This is a genomic window from Agrobacterium sp. DSM 25558 (assembly GCF_900100825.1).
Classification (GTDB): domain Bacteria; phylum Pseudomonadota; class Alphaproteobacteria; order Rhizobiales; family Rhizobiaceae; genus Agrobacterium.
This window is the reverse complement of sequence record NZ_FMUD01000001.1, coordinates 358,996-383,950: the sequence shown is the minus strand read 5'-3', so window position 1 is coordinate 383,950 and position 24,955 is coordinate 358,996. Positions and strand designations below refer to the sequence as shown.

21 protein-coding genes are annotated in these 24,955 nt (G+C 57.4%); 18 read left to right on the top strand and 3 right to left on the bottom strand.

All coding sequences use genetic code 11. The features are described 5' to 3' along the window. Nucleotides 1-148: 148 nt before the first annotated feature. The 16 genes from nuoG (at nucleotide 149) to dnaE (ending at nucleotide 21,239) form a co-directional block, all read left to right on the top strand. Nucleotides 149-2,230 (top strand): NADH-quinone oxidoreductase subunit NuoG, encoded by a 2,082-nt coding sequence (nuoG, locus tag DSM25558_RS01935; protein ID WP_077101214.1) that lies wholly within the window; start codon nucleotides 149-151, stop codon nucleotides 2,228-2,230. Nucleotides 2,231-2,242: 12 nt separating this feature from the next. Continuing rightward, entirely contained in the window at nucleotides 2,243-3,286 is a 1,044-nt protein-coding gene (nuoH, locus tag DSM25558_RS01930) for an NADH-quinone oxidoreductase subunit NuoH (RefSeq protein WP_067652772.1), read from the top strand. Between the two features lie 39 nt (nucleotides 3,287-3,325). Continuing rightward, the gene (nuoI, locus tag DSM25558_RS01925; RefSeq protein WP_042619657.1) at nucleotides 3,326-3,817 is read left to right on the top strand and encodes an NADH-quinone oxidoreductase subunit NuoI; all 492 of its coding nucleotides are present in this window, start codon (nucleotides 3,326-3,328) and stop codon (nucleotides 3,815-3,817) included. A 135-nt stretch (nucleotides 3,818-3,952) separates the two neighbouring features. Beyond that, the gene (locus tag DSM25558_RS01920; protein ID WP_077101212.1) at nucleotides 3,953-4,567 is read left to right on the top strand and encodes an NADH-quinone oxidoreductase subunit J; all 615 of its coding nucleotides are present in this window, start codon (nucleotides 3,953-3,955) and stop codon (nucleotides 4,565-4,567) included. Between the two features lie 30 nt (nucleotides 4,568-4,597). Beyond that, nucleotides 4,598-4,906, top strand: coding sequence for an NADH-quinone oxidoreductase subunit NuoK (gene nuoK / locus DSM25558_RS01915; protein WP_077101210.1), 309 nt, complete (start codon nucleotides 4,598-4,600; stop codon nucleotides 4,904-4,906). Nucleotides 4,907-4,913: 7 nt separating this feature from the next. Further along, nucleotides 4,914-6,911 carry an NADH-quinone oxidoreductase subunit L gene (nuoL, locus tag DSM25558_RS01910; protein ID WP_077101209.1) on the top strand — a complete coding sequence of 666 codons (1,998 nt, stop codon included), beginning with the start codon at nucleotides 4,914-4,916 and terminating at the stop codon, nucleotides 6,909-6,911. Then, nucleotides 6,911-8,422, top strand: a complete 1,512-nt coding sequence (locus DSM25558_RS01905; RefSeq protein WP_077101207.1) for an NADH-quinone oxidoreductase subunit M — start codon at nucleotides 6,911-6,913, stop codon at nucleotides 8,420-8,422. Before nuoL ends, DSM25558_RS01905 begins: the two co-directional genes overlap by 1 nt. 18 nt (nucleotides 8,423-8,440) lie before the next feature. After that, nucleotides 8,441-9,886 carry an NADH-quinone oxidoreductase subunit NuoN gene (gene nuoN / locus DSM25558_RS01900; RefSeq protein ID WP_077101205.1) on the top strand — a complete coding sequence of 482 codons (1,446 nt, stop codon included), beginning with the start codon at nucleotides 8,441-8,443 and terminating at the stop codon, nucleotides 9,884-9,886. A gap of 8 nt (nucleotides 9,887-9,894) precedes the next feature. Beyond that, complete coding sequence (locus DSM25558_RS01895) at nucleotides 9,895-10,653, top strand: biotin--[acetyl-CoA-carboxylase] ligase (protein WP_371479344.1); 759 nt, start codon at nucleotides 9,895-9,897, stop codon at nucleotides 10,651-10,653. A gap of 192 nt (nucleotides 10,654-10,845) precedes the next feature. Next, on the top strand, nucleotides 10,846-12,513 hold the full coding sequence (locus DSM25558_RS01890; RefSeq protein ID WP_077101202.1) for a ribonuclease J: 1,668 nt from the start codon (nucleotides 10,846-10,848) through the stop codon (nucleotides 12,511-12,513). Nucleotides 12,514-12,571: 58 nt separating this feature from the next. Then, nucleotides 12,572-12,976 (top strand): methylmalonyl-CoA epimerase, encoded by a 405-nt coding sequence (gene mce / locus DSM25558_RS01885; protein WP_077101200.1) that lies wholly within the window; start codon nucleotides 12,572-12,574, stop codon nucleotides 12,974-12,976. Nucleotides 12,977-13,029: 53 nt separating this feature from the next. Further along, a complete protein-coding gene (locus tag DSM25558_RS01880) occupies nucleotides 13,030-13,299 on the top strand; it encodes a DUF1467 family protein (RefSeq protein ID WP_077101198.1) in 270 nt (89 codons plus the stop codon). Between the two features lie 670 nt (nucleotides 13,300-13,969). Beyond that, complete coding sequence (gene proS, locus DSM25558_RS01875) at nucleotides 13,970-15,292, top strand: proline--tRNA ligase (RefSeq protein WP_077101489.1); 1,323 nt, start codon at nucleotides 13,970-13,972, stop codon at nucleotides 15,290-15,292. A gap of 20 nt (nucleotides 15,293-15,312) precedes the next feature. Continuing rightward, entirely contained in the window at nucleotides 15,313-16,620 is a 1,308-nt protein-coding gene (locus DSM25558_RS01870) for a lipoprotein-releasing ABC transporter permease subunit (RefSeq protein ID WP_077101196.1), read from the top strand. Between the two features lie 15 nt (nucleotides 16,621-16,635). Beyond that, nucleotides 16,636-17,319 (top strand): ABC transporter ATP-binding protein, encoded by a 684-nt coding sequence (locus tag DSM25558_RS01865; protein WP_077101194.1) that lies wholly within the window; start codon nucleotides 16,636-16,638, stop codon nucleotides 17,317-17,319. A gap of 407 nt (nucleotides 17,320-17,726) precedes the next feature. Beyond that, nucleotides 17,727-21,239: a DNA polymerase III subunit alpha gene (gene dnaE / locus DSM25558_RS01860; RefSeq protein WP_200800709.1), complete on the top strand. Its 3,513-nt coding sequence runs from the start codon at nucleotides 17,727-17,729 to the stop codon at nucleotides 21,237-21,239. 17 nt (nucleotides 21,240-21,256) lie between these two features. On the opposite strand, the gene DSM25558_RS01855 is transcribed toward dnaE, so the two are convergent. The 3 genes from DSM25558_RS01855 to DSM25558_RS01845 form a co-directional block, all read right to left on the bottom strand. Then, nucleotides 21,257-21,547: a hypothetical protein gene (locus tag DSM25558_RS01855; protein ID WP_077101192.1), complete on the bottom strand. Its 291-nt coding sequence runs from the start codon at nucleotides 21,545-21,547 to the stop codon at nucleotides 21,257-21,259. A gap of 94 nt (nucleotides 21,548-21,641) precedes the next feature. Continuing rightward, the gene (locus tag DSM25558_RS01850; protein ID WP_077101191.1) at nucleotides 21,642-22,871 is read right to left on the bottom strand and encodes a L,D-transpeptidase family protein; all 1,230 of its coding nucleotides are present in this window, start codon (nucleotides 22,869-22,871) and stop codon (nucleotides 21,642-21,644) included. Between the two features lie 133 nt (nucleotides 22,872-23,004). Further along, complete coding sequence (locus DSM25558_RS01845; protein WP_077101190.1) at nucleotides 23,005-24,291, bottom strand: DNA polymerase IV; 1,287 nt, start codon at nucleotides 24,289-24,291, stop codon at nucleotides 23,005-23,007. Here DSM25558_RS01845 and DSM25558_RS01840 point away from each other — a divergent pair. Both DSM25558_RS01840 and DSM25558_RS01835 read left to right on the top strand, forming a co-directional pair. Next, the gene (locus tag DSM25558_RS01840; protein ID WP_244554085.1) at nucleotides 24,290-24,712 is read left to right on the top strand and encodes a BrnT family toxin; all 423 of its coding nucleotides are present in this window, start codon (nucleotides 24,290-24,292) and stop codon (nucleotides 24,710-24,712) included. The genes DSM25558_RS01845 and DSM25558_RS01840 overlap by 2 nt on opposite strands. Continuing rightward, nucleotides 24,678-24,953, top strand: a complete 276-nt coding sequence (locus DSM25558_RS01835; protein WP_077101189.1) for a BrnA antitoxin family protein — start codon at nucleotides 24,678-24,680, stop codon at nucleotides 24,951-24,953. Before DSM25558_RS01840 ends, DSM25558_RS01835 begins: the two co-directional genes overlap by 35 nt. Nucleotides 24,954-24,955 lie beyond the last annotated feature (2 nt).

The following is a 24,955-nucleotide window of genomic DNA, read 5'->3' as shown; positions in this document are numbered from 1 at the left end:
TGTTGCGAGCGGCGGGGAACGGGTGTAACCGGTCCCATACATGTCGAAGCGTTTGGCCGTATCGAGTCTTGGCCGGACGCCATCAGGATTTGTTGCGGACCGTGCGAGACTGTGCGGGACGAACAGGCAACAGGACGTAAGTAGGACCATGACAAAGCTCAAGGTTGACGGTAAAGAGATCGAGGTTCCGGATCATTTCACGCTGTTGCAGGCGTGCGAGGAGGCTGGTGCCGAAGTTCCGCGCTTTTGTTTCCACGAGCGTTTGTCGGTCGCGGGTAACTGCCGCATGTGTCTCATCGAGGTGAAGGGCGGACCGCCCAAGCCCGCCGCATCCTGCGCCATGGGCGTTCGCGATATTCGTGGCGGCCCGAACGGCGAATTGCCGGAAGTTTTCACCAACACGCCGATGGTCAAGAAGGCCCGCGAAGGCGTGATGGAATTCCTGCTCATCAACCACCCGCTCGATTGTCCCATCTGTGACCAGGGTGGCGAATGCGACCTTCAGGACCAGGCGATGGCCTTCGGTATTCCGGGCTCGCGCTATTCTGAAAACAAGCGCGCCGTGGAAGACAAATACATCGGACCGCTCGTCAAGACGGTCATGAACCGCTGCATTCACTGCACGCGCTGCGTTCGCTTCACCACCGAAGTTGCCGGCATTTCCGAACTCGGCCTGATCGGTCGCGGCGAAGATGCCGAAATCACGACCTATCTCGAACAGGCGATGACGTCCGAGCTTCAGGGCAACGTCGTTGATCTTTGCCCGGTTGGCGCGCTGACATCAAAGCCTTTCGCATTCACCGCCCGTCCTTGGGAACTCGGCAAGACCGAAACCATCGACGTTATGGACGCGCTCGGTTCTGCCATCCGCGTCGATACCCGTGGGCGCGAAGTCATGCGCGTCATGCCGCGTGTCAACGAAGCCATCAACGAGGAGTGGATTTCCGACAAGAGCCGCTTTATCTGGGACGGTCTGAAGACCCAGCGTCTCGACAAGCCTTACGTCCGTAAGGATGGCCGCTTGCAGCCCGCCACATGGGGCGAAGCCTTCGCAGCCATCAAGGCTGCTGTTGCTTCCACATCCGGTGAAAAGATCGGCGCTATCGCTGGCGACTTGGCCTCCGTTGAAGAAATGTTCGCACTGAAGTCGCTGCTCGTATCGCTCGGTTCGACCAATGTCGATTGCCGTCAGGATGGCGCAGCGCTCGACCCATCGCTTGGTCGCGCGAGCTACCTGTTCAACGCCACCATCGAAGGCATCGAACATGCCGACGCATTGCTGATCATCGGCTCCAACCCACGCTATGAAGCATCCGTGCTCAACGCACGCATTCGCAAGCGCTGGCGTCGTGGTGGCTTCCCGATCGCTGTCATCGGTGAAGCAAGCGAACTGCGTTACGACTATGAATATCTCGGCTCCGGCACGGATACGCTGTCCGATCTGGCCTCCGGTTCGCACAGCTTCATCGAAAAGCTGAAGGCTGCAAAGAACCCGATGATCATCGTCGGGCAGGGCGCTCTGTCGCGTGAAGACGGTGCTGCTGTGCTTAGCTCGGCTGCAAAGCTGGCCGTTTCCGTCGGCGTCGTTTCGGCTGAGTGGAACGGCTTCTCGGTTCTGCACACGGCTGCTGCCCGCGTCGGTGGTCTGGATATCGGCTTCGTTCCGGCAGACACGGCGGCCAACGCCGCTTCCATCGCGGCATCTTCGGACGTTCTCTTCCTGCTCGGTGCAGACGAAATCGACCTCTCTGCAAAGACTGCAAAACTGACGGTCTATATCGGTTCGCATGGCGACGCTGGCGCAATGGCTGCCGATGTCATCCTGCCGGGTGCTGCCTATACCGAAAAGTCCGGCATCTGGGTCAACACCGAAGGACGCGTCCAGATGGGCAACCGCGCCGGTTTCGCACCGGGTGAAGCCCGCGAAGACTGGGCGATCCTGCGTGCGTTGTCCGATGTTCTCGGTCACAAGCTGCCGTTCGACTCGCTGTCCGCACTGCGTGCCCAGCTTTACATCGCGCATCCGCATTTTGCCGATGCCGACGAGATTGCCGTGGCCGACGTGGCAGGCATCGAAGCGCTGGCGACAAAGGCTGGTACCCTCAACAAGGCGGGCTTTGCATCGCCGGTTAAGGATTTTTATTTGACGAACCCGATTGCGAGAGCGTCCGCCGTGATGGCCGAATGTTCCGCATTGGCCCGCAACAACTTCAAGGCTGCGGCAGAGTAAGGGTAGGGGACTATGGAATCGTTTTTCTGGAGCTATGTCTGGCCAGCGCTGATTATTGTCGGCCAGTCCCTGCTTCTTCTCGTTTTGTTGCTGGTGTCGATCGCCTTCCTTCTGCTTGCCGACCGTAAGATCTGGGCAGCCGTTCAGCTGCGCCGTGGTCCCAACGTCGTTGGTCCCTTCGGCCTCTTCCAGTCTTTCGCCGACCTTTTGAAGTTCATTCTGAAAGAGCCGGTCATCCCATCCGGTGCCAACAAGGCCGTGTTCCTGCTGGCTCCGCTGGTTGCCGTGACGCTGGCTCTGGCAACCTACGCCGTCATCCCCTTTGCGGATGGCTGGGTGATTGCCAACATCAATGTCGGCATTCTCTACATCTTCGCGATCTCGTCGCTCGAAGTCTACGGCATCATCATGGGTGGCTGGGCTTCGAACTCGAAGTATCCGTTCCTTGGCGCGCTTCGTTCTGCCGCGCAGATGGTGTCTTACGAAGTCTCCATCGGCCTCGTTATCGTCACCGTTCTGCTTTGCGTCGGTTCGCTGAACCTGACGGATATCGTCAATGCGCAGCATTCGGGCATTGGCACGTCGCTTGGCCTGCCGGCATCGTTCCTGGATTGGCACTGGTTGCCGCTCTTCCCGATGTTCATCGTCTTTTTCATCTCGGCACTGGCTGAAACCAACCGTCCACCCTTCGATCTGCCAGAAGCGGAATCGGAACTTGTGGCCGGTCACATGGTGGAGTATGGCTCCACCCCGTACATGATGTTCATGTTGGGCGAATATGCTGCCATCGTTCTGATGTGCTGCCTGACGACCATCCTGTTCCTGGGCGGCTGGCTTCCCATCGTGGATGTCTGGTTCCTGAACTGGGTTCCAGGTATCATCTGGTTCATCCTGAAGGGCGGCATGGTCTTCTTCATGTTCGGCTTGGTGAAGGCATTCGTTCCACGTTACCGCTATGACCAGTTGATGCGTCTCGGCTGGAAGGTCTTCCTTCCCTTGTCGCTCGCCATGGTCGTGATTGTTGCATTCGTACTCAAGCTGACGGCAGGCGCATAATGATGTCCGCAGTCCTCGCTTGCAGATTTGGAGGTTGAGATGGCCAGTCTTTCCCAAGCCGTCAATTCGCTGTTCCTCAAGGAATTCGTTGGTGCCTTCTTCCTGACGATGCGTCACTTCTTCAAACAGAAGGCGACAGTGAACTACCCTTTCGAAAAGGGTCCGGTCAGCCCGCGCTTTCGTGGTGAGCATGCGCTTCGTCGTTATCCAAACGGTGAAGAACGCTGCATCGCCTGCAAGCTGTGCGAAGCGATCTGTCCTGCCCAGGCCATTACCATCGAAGCTGGCCCACGCCGCAACGATGGCACGCGCCGCACGGTTCGTTACGATATCGACATGGTAAAGTGCATCTATTGCGGCTTCTGCCAGGAAGCATGCCCTGTCGATGCCATCGTCGAGGGTCCGAACTTCGAATTCGCGACGGAAACCCGCGAGGAGCTGTATTTCGACAAGCAGCGTCTTCTCGATAATGGCGACCGTTGGGAACGTGAAATCGCTCGCAACCTTGCTCTGGATGCGCCTTACCGTTAAGGCAGCATGGTTCCTTCGGAGCGCTGCTTCGGAGTGGGTAAAACAGTCACTGCCTGTCGGTTTTCGCTGACGGGAATGAAACGGGCATGCGGCTTCAGGGTCGCGTTTGTCCGGTGAGGACAAAAAGGCACCAACATGGGTCTGCACGCTGTATTCTTTTACATCTTCGCCTTCGTCGCCGTGGCGTCTGCGTTTATGGTCATCGCTTCGAAGAACCCCGTTCACTCGGTACTGTTCCTCATCCTGACCTTCTTCAACGCGGCGGCGCTCTTCCTGCTGACGGGTGCCGAATTCCTCGCCATGATCCTGCTGGTGGTTTATGTCGGCGCTGTGGCGGTGCTGTTCCTCTTCGTCGTCATGATGCTGGATGTCGATTTCGCCGAGCTTCGCTCCGGTGTGCTGCAATATGCACCGGTCGGTGCATTGATCGGTATCATTTTGGCCGCTGAACTCATCATCGTCATCGGTGGCAGCGTGCTGAACCCGGTGGCTGCGAAGTCGATCACCATGCCGATCCCGAACCCGGCGGAGCGCGCCAATACGGCGGCACTCGGTGACGTGCTGTACACGAATTACATCTACTTTTTCCAGCTCGCCGGTCTGGTGCTGCTGGTGGCGATGATCGGCGCGATTGTGCTGACCCTGCGTCACCGCACCGATATCAAGCGGCAGGACATTTCCAAGCAGGTTGCCCGCGATCCGAAGACCGCTGTTACGACGGTCAAGGTCAAGCCGGGTCAGGGCATCTAAGGCGCGAACGGATCCAAGGAACATAATATTATGGAAATCGGTCTTTCCCATTACCTGACGGTCAGCGCGGTCCTCTTGACGATCGGCATCTTCGGTATCTTTCTCAACCGCAAGAACGTCATCGTCATCCTGATGTCGATCGAGCTTATCCTGCTTGCGGTCAATCTCAACATGGTGGCGTTTTCGTCGTTCCTCAACGATATCGTCGGCCAGGTCTTCGCTTTGTTCATTCTGACTGTCGCCGCTGCGGAAGCCGCAATCGGTCTTGCAATACTCGTTGTCTTCTATCGCAACCGCGGATCGATTGCCGTGGAAGACGTCAATATGATGAAGGGCTGATAAGGCTATGATTTACAAAGCTATCGTCTTTCTTCCGCTGATCGGCTTCCTGATCGCTGGCCTTTTCGGTCGCTCCATCGGTGCCAAAGCCTCGGAATATGTCACCACTGGCCTGATGATCATCGTCGCGATCCTGTCATGGGTCGTGTTCATCAACGTGGCGCTTCTCAGCCACGAACCGGGTGAAGTCATCAAGGTCACCGTGCTGCGCTGGATCCAGTCCGGCGGCATCGATGTCGAATGGGCCTTCCGTATCGACACACTGACGGCGGTCATGTTCGTCGTGGTCAACACCGTGTCGACTCTGGTTCACCTGTACTCCATCGGGTACATGCACCACGATCCGCATCGTCCGCGCTTTTTCGCTTATCTGTCGCTCTTCACCTTCGCCATGCTCATGCTGGTCACATCCGACAACCTGTTGCAGATGTTCTTCGGCTGGGAGGGCGTGGGTCTGGCGTCCTATCTGCTGATCGGCTTCTGGTACAAGAAGCCATCCGCTTCTGCTGCCGCCATGAAGGCCTTCATCGTCAACCGCGTTGGTGACTTTGGCTTCATCCTCGGCATCTCCGGTCTGTTCGTGCTGTTCGGTTCGGTCAGCTTCGAGACCATCTTCGCAGCCGCTGGCACCTATCTGCCTGCCGATGGCGCAGCATCTACGGATGTCGTCATCAACCTGTTCGGCATGCAGCTGGACAAGGCGCATGCGCTGACCGGCGTCTGCCTGTTGCTGTTCATGGGTTCCATGGGTAAGTCGGCTCAGTTCCTGCTGCACACATGGCTGCCCGACGCGATGGAAGGCCCGACACCCGTGTCGGCGCTCATTCACGCCGCGACCATGGTCACAGCTGGCGTCTTCCTCGTTGCCCGCATGTCGCCGATCTTTGAACTATCGCCGGATGCCCTGACCGTGGTTACGCTGGTCGGCGCGATCACCGCCTTCTTTGCCGCTACCGTCGGTCTGGTGCAGAACGATATCAAGCGCGTCATCGCTTACTCGACATGTTCGCAGCTCGGTTACATGTTCGTGGCGCTCGGCGTCGGCGCATATGGTGCCGCCGTGTTCCACCTCTTCACGCACGCCTTCTTCAAGGCGCTGTTGTTCCTTTGCGCCGGTTCGGTCATTCACGCCGTGGATGGTGAGCAGGACATGCGTCACATGGGCGGTCTGCGCAAGCACATCCCCATCACCTTCTGGACGATGACGGTCGGTACGCTGGCGCTGACAGGCGTTGGTATTCCGGGCACGATGATTGGCTTTGCCGGCTTCTTCTCCAAGGACGTGATCATAGAATCCGCCTATGCCTCGCACAACGCGGTTGCCGGTTTTGCCTTCACGCTTCTGGTCATTGCCGCCCTGTTCACCAGCTTCTACTCCTGGCGCCTGGCATTCATGACCTTCTTCGGCAAGCCCCGCGCTTCCGCAGATGTCATGCACCATGTCCATGAATCGCCGATGGTTATGCTGATCCCGCTGTTCGTTCTCACCGTTGGTGCGGTTTTGGCAGGCGTCATGTTCGAGGGCCATTTCTTCGGTGAAGAATATGCGGAATTCTGGAAGGGAGCTCTGTTTACGCTTCCGTCCAACGAAATCCTCGAAGAGTTCCACCACGTTCCATTGTGGGTTAAGTGGAGCCCGTTCGTTGCAATGGCTCTTGGTTTCGTCACCGCCTGGTACTTCTACATCAAGTCGCCTGAGACGCCGAAGCGTCTGGCCGAGACCAACCGTGGTCTTTACCAGTTCCTGCTCAACAAGTGGTACTTCGACGAACTATACGATTTCCTCTTCGTCCGCTCGGCAAAGGCGCTTGGCCGCTTCCTGTGGAAAAAGGGCGACGTGGCGGTTATCGACCACTACGGACCCAACGGTATTGCCGCGCGCGTGGCTGACGTGACCAACCGCGTCGTTCGTCTGCAATCCGGTTACCTCTATCATTATGCCTTTGCGATGCTGATCGGTATTGCCGGGCTTGTCACCTGGATGATGCTCGGGAGTGCCCTGTGATGACCGATTGGCCTATTCTTTCAACGGTCACCTTTCTGCCGCTGGTCGGCGTGGTGCTTTTGCTTCTGACAAATGAGAACGGCCCGTTTGGACGCCGCAATATTCTCAACGTATCACTGCTGACGACGGTCTTCACCTTCGTGCTGTCGCTGTTCATCTGGATCGGTTTCGACAACTCGAACCCGGGCTTCCAAATGGTCGAAAAGCATGCCTGGTTCGGCAAGATCGCCGCCTATCATCTCGGCGTCGATGGCATCTCTATGCTGTTCGTCATCCTGACGACATTCCTGATGCCATTCTGCGTACTGGCCAGCTGGAACTCCATCGAGAAGCGCCTCAAGGAATACATGATCGCCTTCCTTCTCCTGGAAGTCGTCATGGTCGGCGTGTTCGTCGCGCTCGATACCGTTCTCTTCTACGTCTTCTTCGAAGCCACACTCATTCCGATGTTCATCATCATCGGCGTGTGGGGCGGCAAGGATCGCGTTTACGCCTCCTACAAGTTCTTCCTCTACACGTTGCTCGGTTCGGTTCTGACGATGCTCGCCATCATGGCGATGTATTGGCAGGCTGGCACGACTGACATGACGGAACTGCTGAAGCACGGCTTCCCGGCCGGCATGCAGACGTGGCTGTGGCTCGCCTGCTTTGCAGCCTTTGCTGTGAAGATGCCGATGTGGCCTGTTCACACCTGGCTGCCTGACGCCCACGTTCAGGCACCAACCGCCGGTTCAGTCATTCTGGCTGGCGTCATGCTGAAGCTCGGCGGTTACGGTTTCATCCGTTTCTCGCTGTCGATGTTCCCGATTGCGTCGGATTACTTTGCGCCCTTCGTCTTCACACTGTCCGTCATCGCCATCATCTACACCTCGCTGGTCGCGATGATGCAAGACGACATCAAGAAGCTGATTGCTTACTCGTCCGTTGCTCACATGGGCTATGTGACCATGGGTATCTTCGCCGCCAATGTTCAGGGCGTGCAGGGTGCGATCTTCCAGATGCTGTCGCACGGCATCGTCTCCGGCGCGCTCTTCCTTTGCGTCGGCGTCGTCTATGACCGTCTGCACACCCGCGAGATTTCCGCCTATGGTGGTCTCGTCAACAACATGCCGAAATATGCCGTCGCCTTCATGGTCTTCACCATGGCCAATGTCGGTCTGCCCGGCACATCCGGTTTCGTTGGTGAATTCCTGACGATCGTGGGCGTCTTCCGCGCCAACACCTGGGTCGCGCTGTTTGCGGCAACGGGCGTCATCCTTTCCGCCTCCTACGCGCTGTGGCTCTATCGCCGCGTCATTTTCGGTGCGCTGGAAAAGGAAAGCCTGAAGTCTCTGCTCGATCTTTCGACGCGCGAAAAGATCATTCTCTACCCGCTGGTTGCGCTGACGATTTTCTTCGGCGTCTACCCGGCACCGGTTTTCGATGCTACGGCAGCATCGGTGGACCTTTTGATCAATAATTATACGGCCGCATTGCAGGCAGCGCAGAATGTTGCGCTTTCTCTGAACTGACGACAGGACCCGTAGGACATGACCGCTGAAATTCTTTTTGCCAGTCTGCGCATCGCGACGCCCGAGCTGATCCTTGCGGTCGGCGCTCTGGCGCTGCTCATGATTGGGGTCTTCTCCGGGGACAAGTCGACCAATACGGTCATGGGCCTTTCCGTGGCTCTTCTGGTCGTCGTCGGTCTTTGGATCATCTTTGCACCTGCGACCGGCGAGGCCTTTGGCGGCGTTTACGTCGCAGACGCCTTCGGCAACTTCATGAAGGTGCTGGCGCTGATCGGCTCCATCGTCGCCATGATCCTGTCGGTCGGCCACGGCCGTGTCGAGCCGATCGGTCGTTTCGAGTATCCGGTGCTGCTGGTTCTGGCCACGCTCGGCATTCTTCTGATGATCTCGGCCAACAACCTGATTTCGCTTTATATGGCGCTGGAGCTTCAGTCGCTGGCGCTCTACGTCATCTGCGCCATCAACCGTGAAAGCCTGCGCTCCACGGAAGCCGGTTTGAAGTATTTCGTACTCGGCGCTTTGTCGTCGGGCATGCTGCTCTACGGCATGTCGCTGGTGTATGGTTTTACCGGCAACACCGGTTTCCACGAAATCGCAACCGTTCTGGCGTCCGAGACCCGTTCGCTCGGCCTCGTGTTCGGTCTGGTCTTCGTGCTCGCCGGCCTCGCGTTCAAGATTTCCGCCGTGCCGTTCCACATGTGGACGCCCGATGTTTATGAAGGTGCGCCAACGACTGTTACGGCGTTCCTTGCTGCTGCTCCCAAGGTCGGTGCAATGGCGATCTTCGTTCGTATCGTCATCGATGCGTTCCAGCCTGTCTTTGCCGACTGGCAGCAGATCGTTGTTTTCATCTCGATTGCGTCCATGCTGCTCGGTGCCTTTGCCGCTATCGGCCAGAAGAACATCAAGCGTCTGATGGCCTATTCCTCGATAAGCCACATGGGTTACGCCCTTGTCGGTCTGGCGGCGGGAACACAGGCTGGCGTTTCGGGCGTGTTGATCTACATGACCATTTACATGGGCATGACGCTGGGTACCTTCGCCTGCATCTTGGCCATGCGCCGCAAGGAAGTCGGCAATGTCGAAAGCGTTGACGATCTCTCGGGTCTGGCGTCCAGCAATCCGTTCATGGCGCTGGTCCTGACGGCCATGATGTTCTCGCTGGCTGGCATTCCGCCGCTGGCTGGTTTCTTCGGCAAGTACTACGTCTTCCTCGCAGCCATTGAGGCCAAGCTCTACCCGCTTGCCGTCATCGGTGTGATTGCCTCGGTCGTCGGCGCTTACTACTACCTGCGCATCGTCAAGGTCATGTGGTTCGATGATGCCAAGGACGGTGGTTTCGAAAAGGCGTCCGGCGAACTGCGTATCGTTTACGCTTTGTCCGGCCTCTTTGTCGTCGCCTTCATCGCCTTTGGTGGTGCACTCGGCAACGCGGTTGATGCCGCAGCTAAGACGTTCTTTTGAGCGAGACTTTGCAGAAAACGGGCCTGAGGTCATTGGATGACTTTCGGCACGAGGCATTGGTGGAAACGTCATCCACCAATGTCGAATGCTTCAGCCGTGCCAGAGCAGGGGATCCCGGCAATCTCTGGGTCACGGCTGGCAGGCAGACCGGTGGTCGTGGCCGTCGCGGCAGGCCCTGGGTTTCGGAACCCGGCAATCTTTACGCCTCTCTTCTCCTGATCGATCCTGCGCCGATGGAAAGCATTGGCGCTTTGCCGCTTGCCTTCGCGCTTGCGGTTTACCGCGCCGTTGGTGCGGTCTTGCCACATGGCGGCGCACCGCTGGAAATCAAATGGCCGAACGATATTCTCATCGGACGCAAAAAGACCTGCGGCATCCTCATGGAGGCCGAAACGCTGGCCGATGGGCGCACGGCGCTCGTCATCGGCATCGGCATCAACATCGCCCATATGCCTGATAGTCCGGCCTATCCGGTCACTCGGTTGGGCGAACATGGCGCATCCTGCGGCCCCGATGAGCTTTTTGCGCATCTGTTTCGTGAGGCCGCCTTCGTTCTTGGCCTATGGAATCGCGGGCAGGGCGTGGCTGAGATCGTGCGTCTGTGGCGTGCCGCCGCCTGCGGTATCGGCGAGCCGATTTCCGTCAATCTGCCCGACCGGTCTATTCGCGGGCGTTTTGCCGGAATTGATGATAATGGTTTCCTGCTGCTGGAAGAGGATGATGGGCCGTTGCGCTCCATCGCTGCTGGCGACGTGTTTTTCGGCTGAACCGTACGGTGCTTAAACGCGCCGACGTTCGCCACTCGAATCTGGAGCATGTCTGCTGCTCGGTAAATGCAGGACGCCCTTTCAGCCCCGCATCGGCTGTGTCGGGTCGCAAGATGAAAACCGGTGCTTATCGCTTTACCCGCGCGCGCTTCACTGTGTGGCGGCAGCGACCATGATTGGACAAAACACAGAATGACGACAAAAGACGAATTCGTATTCCTGCCGCTCGGCGGCGTTGGTGAAATCGGCATGAACCTGGCGCTCTACGGCTACGGCCCTGCGGCCAAACGTGAGTGGATCATGGTCGATTGCGGCGTGACCTTCGCTGGGCTGGACTTGCCGGGCATCGACCTCGTGCTGCCAGATATCAACTTCATCGAACAGCAACGCAACAACCTCAAAGCCATCATCATCACCCACGCGCATGAGGACCATTACGGCGCGCTGAATGATCTCTGGCCAAGCCTGAAAGTACCGGTCTACGCGTCCGGCTTCACCGCCGGCATGCTGGAAGCCAAGCGCAATTATGAAGGCACGCGCGCCGAAATTCCGATCACCCCGTTCAAGGCTGGCGATCGCATCAATGTTGGCCCGTTCGAGATCGAAGCCATCGGCGTCAATCACTCGATTCCCGAACCCATGTCGCTCGTCATCCGCACCCCGCTCGGCAATGCCGTGCATACGGGCGACTGGAAGATCGACCACGCACCGTCGCTTGGACCCTTCACCGATGAAGCCCGTTTCCGCGCCGTCGGCGAAGAGGGCGTGCTGGCGATGATGTGCGACAGCACCAATGCGCTGCGCGATGGTGTCTCTCCGTCTGAGGAACAGGTGTCCGAAGGTCTTCGCCAGATCATCGAAAATGCCGAGGGACGTGTGGCCATCACCACATTCTCCTCCAATGTCGGGCGCATTCGCTCCATTGCGCAGGCTGCCGAACGCGCAGGCCGCGAGGTTCTGTTGCTTGGCAGTTCCTTGAAGCGCGTGGTCAATGTGTCGCAGGATCTCGGCATCATGGAAGGCATCAAGCCGTTTCTGGCTGAAGACGAATATGGCTACATTCCCCGCAACAAGGTTGTCGTCATCCTTACCGGCTCGCAGGGCGAGTCGCGGGCGGCACTGGCCAAACTGTCGCGTGATGAGATGCGCAATGTCGCGCTCGCATCCGGCGATACGGTCGTGTTTTCATCCCGTGCTATCCCCGGCAATGAAAAGGCCATTCAGGACATCAAGAACGGCCTGATCGAGCAGGGCATCAATATCATTACCGATAATGAAGCACTCGTTCACGTGTCGGGCCACCCGCGCCGCAACGAGCTTTTGCAGATGTACGAGTGGGTAAAGCCGCAGATCCTCGTGCCTGTTCACGGCGAAGCCGCGCATCTGGTAGCGCAAAAGCTACTCGCCGAGCAGGCTGGTATCGGGCAGGTTCCGAAGGTTCGCAACGGCAACATTCTGCGCCTGGCACCCGGCCCAGCTGAGGTCATTGATGACGCGCCGCATGGCCGCGTCTTCAAGGATGGTCGCCTCGTGGGTGATTTCGAGGAAATGGGCATCGGCGACCGCCGCAAGCTGTCATTTGCAGGGCACGTTTCGATCAATGTGTTGTTGGACAGCCGGTTCGATTTCCAGGGCGATCCCGATGTCGTGCCCTTCGGTCTGCCGGAGTTTGACGACGAGGGCGAAGCCATGGAAGACACGCTTTATGACGCCGTGCTCAGCGCCGTCGAAAGCATTCCACGCGCTCGTCGCAAGGATTTAAACGTCGTCCGGGAATCCATCCGCCGCGCCGTCCGTGCCACGGCCAATCAGGTCTGGGGCAAGAAGCCTATCGTGACTGTCTTCGTGACGAAGGTGTAACGTCGAATATGCGGGTCGAGGCGCGGGGCGCTTCGACCGCCGTTTTTGGGAGGAAGGCATGCTCGGACGTATCAACCACGTGGCACTTGCGGTGCCAAATCTGACAGCGGCAGTCGCAACCTACCGCGATACCCTGGGTGCTGCTGTCTCTCAGCCGCAGGCTTTGCCGGAGCATGGCGTGACAGTCGTTTTTGTCGAGCTGCCCAACACCAAGGTGGAACTGTTGGAACCGCTCGGTGAAGGTTCATCAATTGCCGCCTTTCTGGAGAAGAACCCTTCCGGTGGCATGCATCACATCTGCTACGAAGTGGACGACATCATCCTTGCACGCGACCACTTGAAGCAACAGGGGGCGAGGGTGCTGGGGAATGGCGAGCCGAAAACCGGCGCGCATGGCAAACCAGTGATTTTTCTCCATCCGAAAGACTTCTTCGGTACTCTGATAGAGATTGAACAGGTCTGAGTCGGCCCAGGCGCTTGGCGCTTTCACGACGATACTATGGGAGGTTTTGAAATATGCCGTGGCTTTCGGCTTTTGCCGTCTTTTTCATCGTCTGGTGGACGGTGCTGTTCATCGTTCTGCCGATTGGTCTTCGCACGCAATCCGAGGATGGAAATGTGGCGCTTGGAACCGTTGCCAGTGCGCCTTCGCATTTCAGCGGTGGTAAAATGGTGTTGCTGACAACGCTGATCTCACTGCTCATCTGTGGCGTATGGTATCTGGCAACGTGGTATTTTGGCTTCACCATGGATGATCTGCCGCGCATCGTTCCGGTTTACGATTGAGTCTGTCATCCAGATGTCATCTGGGCAGGCCATAGAGGGAAGCGCACCGTCGTTACCGATACGTCCGCAAGTTGACTGCCGTGATTAAGCCAAAATCTTCTTCGCGGTTTGGGCTGGGGTAACTGAAAGCAAAAAAAAACAAGGCGTTTCAGCCTTGTTCTTTAGTTTCGCGTGATCTGTAACCGTTACCGGGGCTGCGCCTAAGCGCGCCTAAGATCTCATCCTCCCAAGACTGACCGCGAAAATGACAAGAATTTAAACTTCCTGCCTCTTTTGTAAGCCAAAACTAGCTCAATCATAGGCAGTTGTCATCAGATTTTTTGCATATTTGTTACAGTCGGCAGAAAATTCCTCCTGAAGCGATATGTCGCACCTTAGCGGCAATAATATTCCTCCTGTAACCGTTCAGGGGCGAAAGTCGTCTCACAAATTCGCCGCAGAAGCGCCATGAAGCACAATTGTACCTGACGTGAGGCATGGCGATGGGTCCTCCGTGACACCAGAATTCGGGCCTGAAAAGAATCGCTGGCGCATAGTTGGTATCAACACGGCAACGCGTTTGAGGGCGGGTTTCTTTCTGATGCGGAAACCGCTATGTACGGCGGAAATGTCCCTTTATTCCGGCGATTCCCGTGTAAAATCGGTGTTTCGCCACAGAATGGAAACCACCATGCGTCTTAGCCGTTACTTTTTGCCCATCCTCAAGGAAAATCCCAAGGAAGCGGAAATCGTCTCGCATCGCCTCATGCTGCGTGCAGGCATGGTGCGTCAGCAGAGCCAGGGCATTTATTCCTGGTTGCCGCTGGGCAAGCGCGTGTTGGATAAGGTCAACAAGATCGTTCGCGAAGAGCAGGATCGTTCCGGTGCCATCGAGCTTCTGATGCCGACGCTTCAGACAGCCGAGCTTTGGCAGGAAAGCGGTCGCTACGATGATTACGGCAAGGAAATGCTGCGCATCAAGGACCGTCAGGACCGCCAGATGCTCTATGGTCCGACCAATGAGGAGATGATCACCGACATCTTCCGTTCCTATGTTAAGTCCTACAAGAGCCTGCCGCTGAACCTCTATCACATTCAGCTCAAGTTCCGTGACGAGGTTCGCCCCCGTTTCGGCACCATGCGCTCGCGCGAATTCCTGATGAAGGATGCCTATTCCTTCGACCTGACGAAGGAAGACGCGATCCATTCCTATAACAAGATGTTCACCGCTTACCTGCGCACCTTCTCGCGCCTCGGTCTGCGGGCCATTCCCATGCGCGCCGATACCGGCCCGATCGGCGGCAATCACAGCCACGAATTCATTATTCTGGCGGATACCGGTGAGTCTGAAGTGTTCTGCCACAAGAGCTTCCTGGATCGCGGCATTCCCTCTGATGACACTGATTTCGATGACGTCGCTGGTCTTCAGGGCATTTTCGATGAGTGGACGACGGACTACGCCGCCACATCCGAAATGCATGATGAAGCGGCATTCGACGCGATCCCCGAGGGTGAGCGCCTGTCTGCACGTGGTATCGAAGTTGGCCACATCTTCTATTTCGGCACGAAATATTCCGAGCCGATGGGTGCCAAGGTTCAGGGACCTGATGGCAAGGAACACCTTGTCCACATGGGTTCCTATGGCATTGGCCCCACACGCCTTGTTCCCGCCATCATTGAAGCATCGCATGATGAGAACGGAATCATCTGGCCGGACTCGGTTGCGCCTTTCGACGTTGTCATCATCAACATGAAGGCTGGCGACGCTGCCTGTGATGCGGCTTGTGAAAAGCTGTATTACTCGCTGTCGAACGCCGGCAAGGATGTTCTTTACGACGACACGGACGACCGTGCGGGCCAGAAATTCGCAACGGCTGATCTCATTGGCGTGCCGGTGCAGATCATCGTTGGTCCACGCAGCGTTGCTGCCGGTGAAGTCGAGGTCAAGAACCGCAAAACCGGTGCGCGCGAAACCGTGACCATCGAAGCGGCAATGAACAGAGTGCTTGGCTGAAGAGCCAATAGGGAGACGACATGGCAAAAGCCGAGGCTGATAACGGTGCAGGCTCATCCGTAAAGGGTAGGTCCGCCCGACCATTTTCGGCCTTCGAACGCATGGTGGCCTGGCGCTACCTGCGTTCGCGCCGCAAGGAAGCGTTCATTTCCGTCATCGCTGGTTTCTCCTTCGTCGGCATCATGCTCGGCGTGGCGACGCTGATTATCGTGATGGCCGTAATGAACGGTTTCCGTACGGAGCTGATTTCCCGCATTCTCGGCATCAACGGCCACATGATCGTTCAGCCGATCGATTCTCCGCTCAAGGACTATGACGTTCTGGCGAAGAGATTCGCGGGCGTTCCCGGCGTTACCATGGCGCTGCCACTGGTCGAGGGCCAGACGCTTGCGTCCGGTCGTGGCGGTGCGGGCAGCGGTGCTCTGGTGCGCGGCGTTCGTGCCGAAGACATCGAGAAGATCAAGGAAGTCTCCGGCAATATCAAGGTGGGCGATCTCGTCGGCTTCATGTCGGGGCAGGGCGTTCTTGTCGGTTCGCGCCTGGCATCCCAGCTGGGCGTGACTGCAGGTGATCAGATTACGCTGATATCACCGGAAGGTGACGTGACGCCGATGGGCGTCAATCCACGCGTCAAATCCTATACGATCTCGGGCGTTTTCGAGATCGGCATGTCGGAATATGATGCCTCGATGATCTACATGCCGCTTTCTGAAGCGCAGCTTTATTTCAATCAGGAAGGCATCGTTCAGTCCATCGAGCTGTTCGTTACCCACCCTGATAATGTGGATGGCATCAGGCCTCTGGTGGAAGCGGCAGCCGAGCGGCAGATCTATATCACCGACTGGCGACAGCGAAATCAGACCTTCTTTTCCGCCTTGCAGGTGGAGCGCAACGTCATGTTCATGATCCTGACGCTGATCGTGTTGGTGGCGGCGCTCAACATTATCTCGGGCCTCATCATGCTGGTGAAGGACAAGGGCAGCGATATCGCCATTCTGCGCACCATGGGTGCCAGTGGCGGCTCCATCATGCGCATCTTCTTCATGACGGGTGCTGCCATCGGCATGGTAGGCACCTTTGCGGGCGTCGGACTTGGGGTTCTCGTCTGTCTGAATGTCGAATCGATCCGGCAGTTCTTTTCATGGATTTCAGGCACGGTTCTGTTCGATCCCCAGCTCTATTTCCTCAGCCAGCTTCCAGCGGAAATGCAGCTGAGCGAAACGCTGACCGTCGTTGCCATGGCGCTGACCCTGTCTTTCATTGCGACGATCTTTCCGGCATGGCGGGCTTCCAAGCTCGATCCTGTGCAAGCCCTGCGTTACGAATAAGGACTGCTTCACACCATGGCAAAGAAAATAGCGTTGCGGCTTTCCGGCGTGGAACGGACCTACGGTCAGGGCGAAACCAGCCTTTCCATTTTGAAAAATGCCGATCTTGAATTGAGAAGCGGCGAAATCGTCGCGCTTGTCGCACCCTCTGGCACCGGTAAATCCACGCTGCTGCATCTGGCGGGTCTGCTGGAGCATCCAGATGCTGGCGAGGTGTTCATCAACGGTCGTTCCTGCGGTGATCTGTCTGACGAGGAGCGCACGTCGATCCGTGGCAGCGATATCGGCTTCGTCTACCAGTTCCACCATCTGCTGCCGGAGTTCACCGCGCTCGAAAACATCATGATGCCGCAGTTGATTGCCGGTCTGCCCCACGCGGAAGCAAGCGAGCGAGCAGCGGCCCTGTTGGACTATATGCGCATCGGTCACCGCGGTGATCATCGTCCGTCCGAGCTATCCGGTGGTGAGCAGCAGCGCGTCGCTATCGCACGCGCCGTGGCCAATGCACCGCTGTTGCTGCTGGCCGACGAGCCGACGGGCAATCTCGACCCGGAGACGGCGTCCTATGTGTTCGGAGCACTCGAGGCCTTGGTACGCCAGTCCGGGCTTGCAGCCTTGATCGCCACCCATAACCACGACCTCGCAGCCCGCATGGACCGCCGCGTCACTCTGAGCGAAGGCAAGATCGTCGAGTTCTGATCTGCGGGCTTACAGGCCCTCACAGTCCATACCCTAAGATTCAACAAGCCCCGTGCAGCATTTGCTGCGCGGGGTTTTGTCATTTGGACTCAACAGCTTGCCGCGAATCGCATGCGTAACCGCCGCGACTCCGCACGCGTTGACAAGACGAGACCCCGAAATAAGCAGTTGACAACGAAACGAAATGAGAACAAAGTTAGAACATAACGAGTATGGAGAGACAAATGACCGACATCATCCGTGACATTGCTGCCTTCGCTTCCATCGCTGTTTTTGTTACCAGCTTCTCGGTAATCCTCACTTCTATGTGATATGTCAGCGTCGTTTCATAAATGAAATGACGTGTAAAGCTACCTGCGGGCAGTGGACATTGCCGTCAGGAAATCCGAAAATCCCGCTGATTCAGAATGACGGGATGGCGGTTGATGGGCGAGATTTTAGTGAGCGGCGGGACCGCCGGTACAGACCTGAAAACGCCCGGCTTTGTTCACCTGCGTGTGCACTCTGCCTATTCTCTTCTCGAGGGTGCGTTGCCCTTGAAGAAAATCATGGCGAAGGCCGTTTCTGACGGTCAGCCCGCCATTGCAATTACCGATACCAACAATCTGTTCGTCGCGCTGGAGTTTTCCGAAAAGGCGCGAGACGAAGGCTTGCAGCCTATCATCGGCTGCCAGATGTCCATCGACATGCAGGATGCCACCGATGACAAGCGGGGGCATAACAATCTGGCGAAGCTGCCGGCGATTGTGGTGCTGGCTGCCAATGCGCAAGGTTACGAGCGTCTGGTCGACCTGATCAGCCGTGCCTATCTGGATGGTGATACCACCGGGCCGTCTGTCTGCATCACCAAGGCATGGCTGGAGGAGGGCGATAATGCTGGCCTGATCGTTCTCAGCGGTGCATCGGGTGGTCCGATCGATATGCCTCTCAAAGAGGGTCATACGGCTCAGGCGACCAGACGGCTTGTGGCCCTGAAGGAACTGTTCGGCGACCGGCTTTATATCGAGCTGCAACGTCAGGGCAATTTTGATCGTGTGCATGAGCGTCGCATGGTGACTTTGGCCTATGAACATGATGTCCCGCTTGTCGCCACCAACGAGGCGTTCTTCCCGACGCGCGCGGATTACGATGCCCATGATGCGTTGATGGCTGTCGCTCACAACGCCATCGTCTCCGATGACAGCCGTTTCCGCCTGACGCCCGACCACTATCTCAAAAGCCGCGAAGAGATGATGGCGCTGTTTGCCGACCTTCCGGAAGCGTTGGAAAACACCATCGAGATTGCCCAACGCTGCTCCTATGTGCTGAAAAAACGCGGTCCTATCCTGCCGCGCTTCACCGGTGCGAGTGAAGACCCCGATGAAGCCGACCGTGCCGAGGGGCAGGAACTGCGCAGACAAGCCGTTGAGGGTCTGGATCAACGGCTGGCAGCACTCGGAATGGCGCCGGGCTATACCGAACAGGAATATCGCGACCGGCTGGACTTCGAGCTCGGCGTTATCGAGCGCATGAAGTTTCCCGGCTACTTCCTCATCGTTGCCGACTTCATCAAATGGGCGAAGAACCAGGATATCCCGGTTGGCCCGGGCCGTGGTTCCGGTGCGGGTTCGCTCGTCGCCTATGCGCTGACGATCACCGACGTCGACCCGCTGCGCTTCTCGCTGCTGTTCGAACGCTTTCTCAATCCGGAACGCGTCTCGATGCCCGACTTCGATATCGACTTCTGTCAGGATCGCCGCGAAGAGGTGATCCGTTACGTCCAGAAGAAATATGGCCGTGAGCAGGTGGCCCAGATCATCACCTTCGGTTCGTTGCAGGCCCGTGCAGCGTTGCGCGACGTCGGGCGCGTGCTGGAAATGCCCTATGGGCAGGTGGACCGCATCTGTAAGCTGGTGCCGAACAATCCGGCCAACCCGACGACGCTGTCCAAGGCCATCGAGGAAGAGCCGCGTTTTCAGGAAGAGGCCGACAAGGAGCCGGTCGTCGCGCGCCTTCTCGATATCGCCCAGAAGATCGAAGGTCTCTATCGCCACGCGTCCACCCACGCCGCCGGTATCGTCATCGGTGACCGCCCACTGTCAAAGCTGGTGCCGATGTACCGCGATCCGCGCTCGGACATGCCGGTCACCCAGTTCAACATGAAATGGGTTGAAAGTGCCGGTCTGGTGAAGTTCGACTTTCTCGGCCTGAAGACGCTGACGGTTTTGAAAGTGGCGGTGGATTTCGTCGCAAGGCGCGGCGTCGCTGTCGATCTGGCGGCCATTCCGCTGGAGGATGTGAAGACCTACGAGATGCTGTCGCGCGGCGAAACCATCGGCGTGTTTCAGGTGGAAAGTGCCGGCATGCGCAAGGCGCTGATCGGCATGCGCCCGGACTGCATCGAGGACATCATTGCGCTCGTCGCGCTGTATCGTCCGGGTCCGATGGAAAATATCCCCGTCTACAACGCCCGTAAACACGGCGAAGAAGAGATCGAGTCGATCCATGCGACCATCGATCACCTGCTGAAGGAAACGCAGGGCGTTATTGTTTATCAGGAACAGGTGATGCAGATCGCCCAGGTTCTGTCTGGCTATTCGCTCGGCGAAGCCGATCTTCTGCGCCGCGCCATGGGTAAGAAGATCAAGGAGGAAATGGACCAGCAGCGCGAACGTTTCGTGGAAGGCGCGATGCGCAACGACGTGTCGAAAGCGCAATCCAATACGATTTTCGATCTGCTGGCGAAGTTTGCGAACTACGGCTTCAACAAATCCCACGCCGCCGCCTATGCCATCGTGTCGTATCAGACTGCCTATATGAAGGCGCATTTCCCGGTCGAATTCCTGGCGGCGTCGATGACGCTGGATATGGCTAACACCGAAAAGGTCAACGATTTCCGCCAGGATGCGGGCCGGATGGGCATCGAAATCGTCGCGCCTTCGGTGCAGACGTCCCACCGCCGTTTCGAGCCGGGCGAAAACCGCATCTATTACTCGCTTGCCGCGCTAAAGGGTGTTGGCGAAGGCGCGGTCGATCACATCGTGGAAGCGCGCGGCGAAACACCTTTCGCCAGCCTTGAGGATTTCTGCCTCCGGATCGATCCGAAACAGATCAACCGCCGTGTTCTCGAAAGCCTCATCAATGCCGGTGCCTTCGATTGCTTCGGCAAGGATCGCGCCGAATTGATCGGCGGGCTGGATCGCATCATCGGTTATGCGCAACTGGCGCAGAGCCGCCGGGTCAGCGGTCAGCACGACATGTTCGGCTCAGGTGGCGCAAGCGGCCCGGAAAAGCTCGTGCTTCCTGCCTACCAACCGTGGCTGGCATCGGAAAAGCTGCTGCGTGAATATCAGGTGCTCGGCTTCTATCTCACCGCCCATCCGCTGGATACCTACCGCGCCGTTCTCGATAAGCTGCGTGTTCAGAACATTGCCGATTTTACCGCAGCCGTAAAACAGGGTGCGACTGCTGGCCGTCTGGCTGGCACCGTCACCGGCAAACAGGAGCGTAAGACCAGAACCGGCAACAAGATGGGCATCGTCACTTTCTCGGATGCGTCCGGCCAGTACGAGGCCGTGCTGTTTTCTGAAGGCCTTGCGCAGTACCGTGATCTGCTGGAGGTCGGCAAATCGCTTGTTGTCACCGTGCAGGCGGAAGAGCGACCGGAAGGGATCGGCCTTCGCATCCAGACCGCGCAGTCGCTGGAGGAGAAATCCGTCCAAATGCAAAAGGCGCTACGCGTTTTCATCCGCGATTCCAGCCCGCTGAAGACACTGGTTCCTCACCTCAACAGGGGGGATGGTGCGGTTTATTTCGTTGTCATCAAAGACGACGGCCAGCGAGAGATCGAAGTCGAACTTCCGGGCAAATATCGTATTTCGCCCGAAATCGGCGCAGCCTTCCGATCCGCCGCAGGCGTTATCGATGTCGAGCTAATCTAGTTTCGGGACAACCAGTTCTAGAACAGGCTGTTGGTCGGATAGGCATTGCTGCCGCGATCGCTGAAGCCATGGCGTGACAGGCATGCTCTGAGCGCTGCGTTGTAGATGTAGGAGGCGGTGTAGACTGTGCCACGCGTTGGTGTGCTGGCCTCATAGGTGCAGTTCGCCAGCGCCCGGTCATAAACTTCCAGGATGATTGGGTCGCTCGTTACGTCCGGCCCGGCATAGACCCTGTAATTTTGCGGTGCCTCGGCTGCCGAGATACAGGCCAATCCCAGAATTGCTGCCGCTACATATTTGATGTTCATTTGCTGGCTCCCACGCAGGATGTGATGCCAGTTCAACGCCATTTTTCAGACTTCGTTCCAGAAACTCTGAATTGGCAGGCCGGGTCTCAATCCGTCAGTCGCGGGTGATGGTGATGAAGTCCGTTCCCTGTCCGGTTTCCAGCCCGTGGCTGAGATCGGATACGGTGATGGAACTGCCCGTTGAAAGCGATGCCTCCAGCTGCTGTCGAACAGGTGCCGGTATATCGATGCGGTCCAGAACAGCACGCAGCTGATCGGATGTGCCCGGCGCATTCTCTTCATCGATGCCAAGACGCTTTTTAGCACCCGCTGGCAGGTGGTTTTCCAGCGTCAGCCCATTCCACTGCGCCTTGCCGCTTTTCCGGTCCACGTCGATAACCTCGAAGAAATGGGTGCCGAGCGCGACATGGGGGTCCTTGATGTGGATCGGCGCTTCAAACAGCGGCTTGAAATCCTGCCGAACCATGATCTGTCCGTTTGGTGCCGCCTCTGCGCCAGCGGACGCGTAGAGTGCATCGATGAAAACATCCGTCAAAAGCGGGCCGGTGGTCTTGAGGTCTTTCCAGCGCTTGAAGCCATTGATGGCATTGACCGTCATCTGCCCGGCATAGCCATCCGGCACACCTGCGTCGAAGCCAATCGTCGTCAGCAAATTCTGCACATCCATGATCTTCTCCCGGTCACCACGACGGGTGATGAGGATGCGCAGAGGAGAGCCTTCCGCTTCCCGCACAGCCGCCGGCTTGACCGCACTTGTCGTCTGGTTGACGGCAACCTCCACCAGCTTCAGCGACGCGTCGAAATTGGCCGGGCGAAGTTCGACGTCTGATAACATCAGCCCTTCCTGAGCTTTGTTCCTGGGCTGCAAAAGGGCAGGGTGGTCGATGGCGCGAGGGGCGACATCCGCATTGGAAACAATGACGTGCACCCCACGCGCCGTCATGCCGTACAGCGATTTTGCAAATTTTGTAGGCAGGCGGATACAGCCGTGCGAAGCCGGATAGTTCGGCACGCGCCCCTCATGAAGCGCTATGCCTGACCATGTGAGGCGCTGCATGAACGGCATGGGAGCGGCCGAGTAGATGTTGGATTCGTGATATTTCTTCTTGTCCAGAATGGAGAAAATTCCGCTCGGCGTCTCATGGCCTGACTTGCCCGTGGAGACTTGCGAGGTCGAGATCAAAGCGCCGTCCTCGTAGAGGCTGAGTGTCTGCTCGTTTTTTGAAACGATGATCTGCAAGCTGCGCACATCGCCGGCAAGGGCTGATTGTACCAGAACGGAAGTCGAGAGGAGACAGGCTCCCACAAACGCACGCAACATCATGTTCACTCCAACGCAATACAAAACATGCCACCAAAAACGGCGGGCACGGGAGCCTTAAGGGCAAGTCTCACAACAATAGCCGTTGGGATTTAAGGAAACTTTTAAATAAAGTTCACGACGCCGTGTACGACGCTTATTTTTTGGTGCCGAAGGTGTAGCCGGTCTCGACCGTGCCCTTGCCGAACTTGTCGCGCAGCTTGTCCATGGCAGCCTCTGCGGCGGCGCGTCGTCCGGCATTTCTATCGACAAGGTCTGGCGGATCGGCGAGATCTGCATTGCAGAGGTCCGTCACCCCGATACCGATCAACCGGAATTTCGTGCCATCTGTTTCTTTTTCCAGCAGCGAGAGGCCGGTGCGAAATATCCTGTCGGCTAGCTGCGTCGGGTCTTCCAGCCGCTTGTTGCGGGTGCGAGATTTGAAATCCGCCGTCTTCATTTTCAAAACGACGGTGTGACCCGCAACCATGTTCTTCTTCAGCCGCCACGCCACCTTCTCAGAGAGCGAGCGCAGGATCGGCACCAGGTCGTCATGGCGCGACATATCGTTGAAGAAGGTCGTCTCGGAAGACACGCTTTTGGCAGGATCATTGGTGTGGACATCCCGGTCGTCTATGCCGCGCGAAAGCCGAAACAGGCGCTGGCCCATGGAGCCGTAACGGCGCATCAGGTCGCTCTCCTGCATCTCCTGCAACTGTGAAATCATGCGGATGCCATCGGCCTCCAGCGTTGCTGCAAAGGCTTTCCCCACCCCCCAGATCGTCGTGACAGGGCGGTTGCCGAGAAAGGCCATCGCCTCCTTCTCGCCGATGACGGAAAACCCGCGTGGCTTTTGCAGGTCGGAGGCGACCTTTGCCAGAAATTTGCAGTAGGAAAGCCCAACGGAAACGGTAATGCCGATTTCCTTTTCCACCCGCCGGGCAAAGCTGGCAAGCACGCGGGCAGGCGGGTCATGATGCAGCCGCTCTGTGCCGGACAGATCGAGAAACGCCTCATCGATGGAGATCGGCTGAACCAGCGGTGTCAAATCCTGCATCATCGCGCGGATTTCGCGCCCGACCTTCACATATTTCTCCATATCGGGCTTGATCACCACAGCCTGCGGACAGGCCTCCAGCGCCTTGAACATCGGCATGGCGGAGCGAACACCATGAATACGGGCGATGTAACATGCCGTCGAAACCACACCCCGCTTGCCGCCACCGATGATCAGCGGCTTGTCTGCAAGCTCCGGATTGTCGCGCTTTTCCACCGATGCATAAAACGCATCGCAATCGATATGGGCAATGGGGAGGTCATAGAGTTCGTCATGGTGGACAAGGCGAGGGCTACCACACATACGGCAACGCCTTATCCCCTCCGGCTGGCCAGCCAGACAGTCTCGGCAGAAACCGGGATCATAGGTAGAAAGTGAAGCGGCCATGGCTCAGAAACAAAAAGGGAACGTTCAGTACCTTAATCCTTTGCTTTTGCGTGCTCAAGAGCGCATCCTGCGACACAGATCATCCATAGCATTTTTTGATAAAGTAGTTACAATTGTAGTTCCAAGGTTGCGCATGTTTGAATGGGATAAGGAAAAGAACACACTCAATCTGGAAAAGCACGGCATAGGCTTCTCGCTTGCGGTTCGAATATTTGACGGACCGGTTCTAACTTGGGTCGATGATCGGAATGACTATGCGGAGACGCGATACCACTCGATTGGTCAGATTGACGGCCTTGTGGTGTTGGCTGTCATCCATACCGACCGCGCAGGAAAGACGAGATTGATTTCTGCCCGTCCAGCCAATCGCCGAGAAAGGAGGCGCTATGACGAAGAAGTACGAAAAAGAGTTGACCCTTGAGCAGCTCGCCGCATTGTCAGATGATGACATAGACTATAGCGATATTCCCGAGCTTGACGAAACCTTCTGGCAGAATGCGACCTATGTCGAACCCGAGGGAACGCAGCAGATTACGTTGCGGGTGAAGAAGTCGGTCGTTGAGGCCTACAAGGCAACCGGTAAAGGGTATCAAACCCGCATGAACTCTGTGCTGGAGTCCTATGCTCAGACTGTTTTGAAACGGGGCTCCCAGCGATCCTGAGA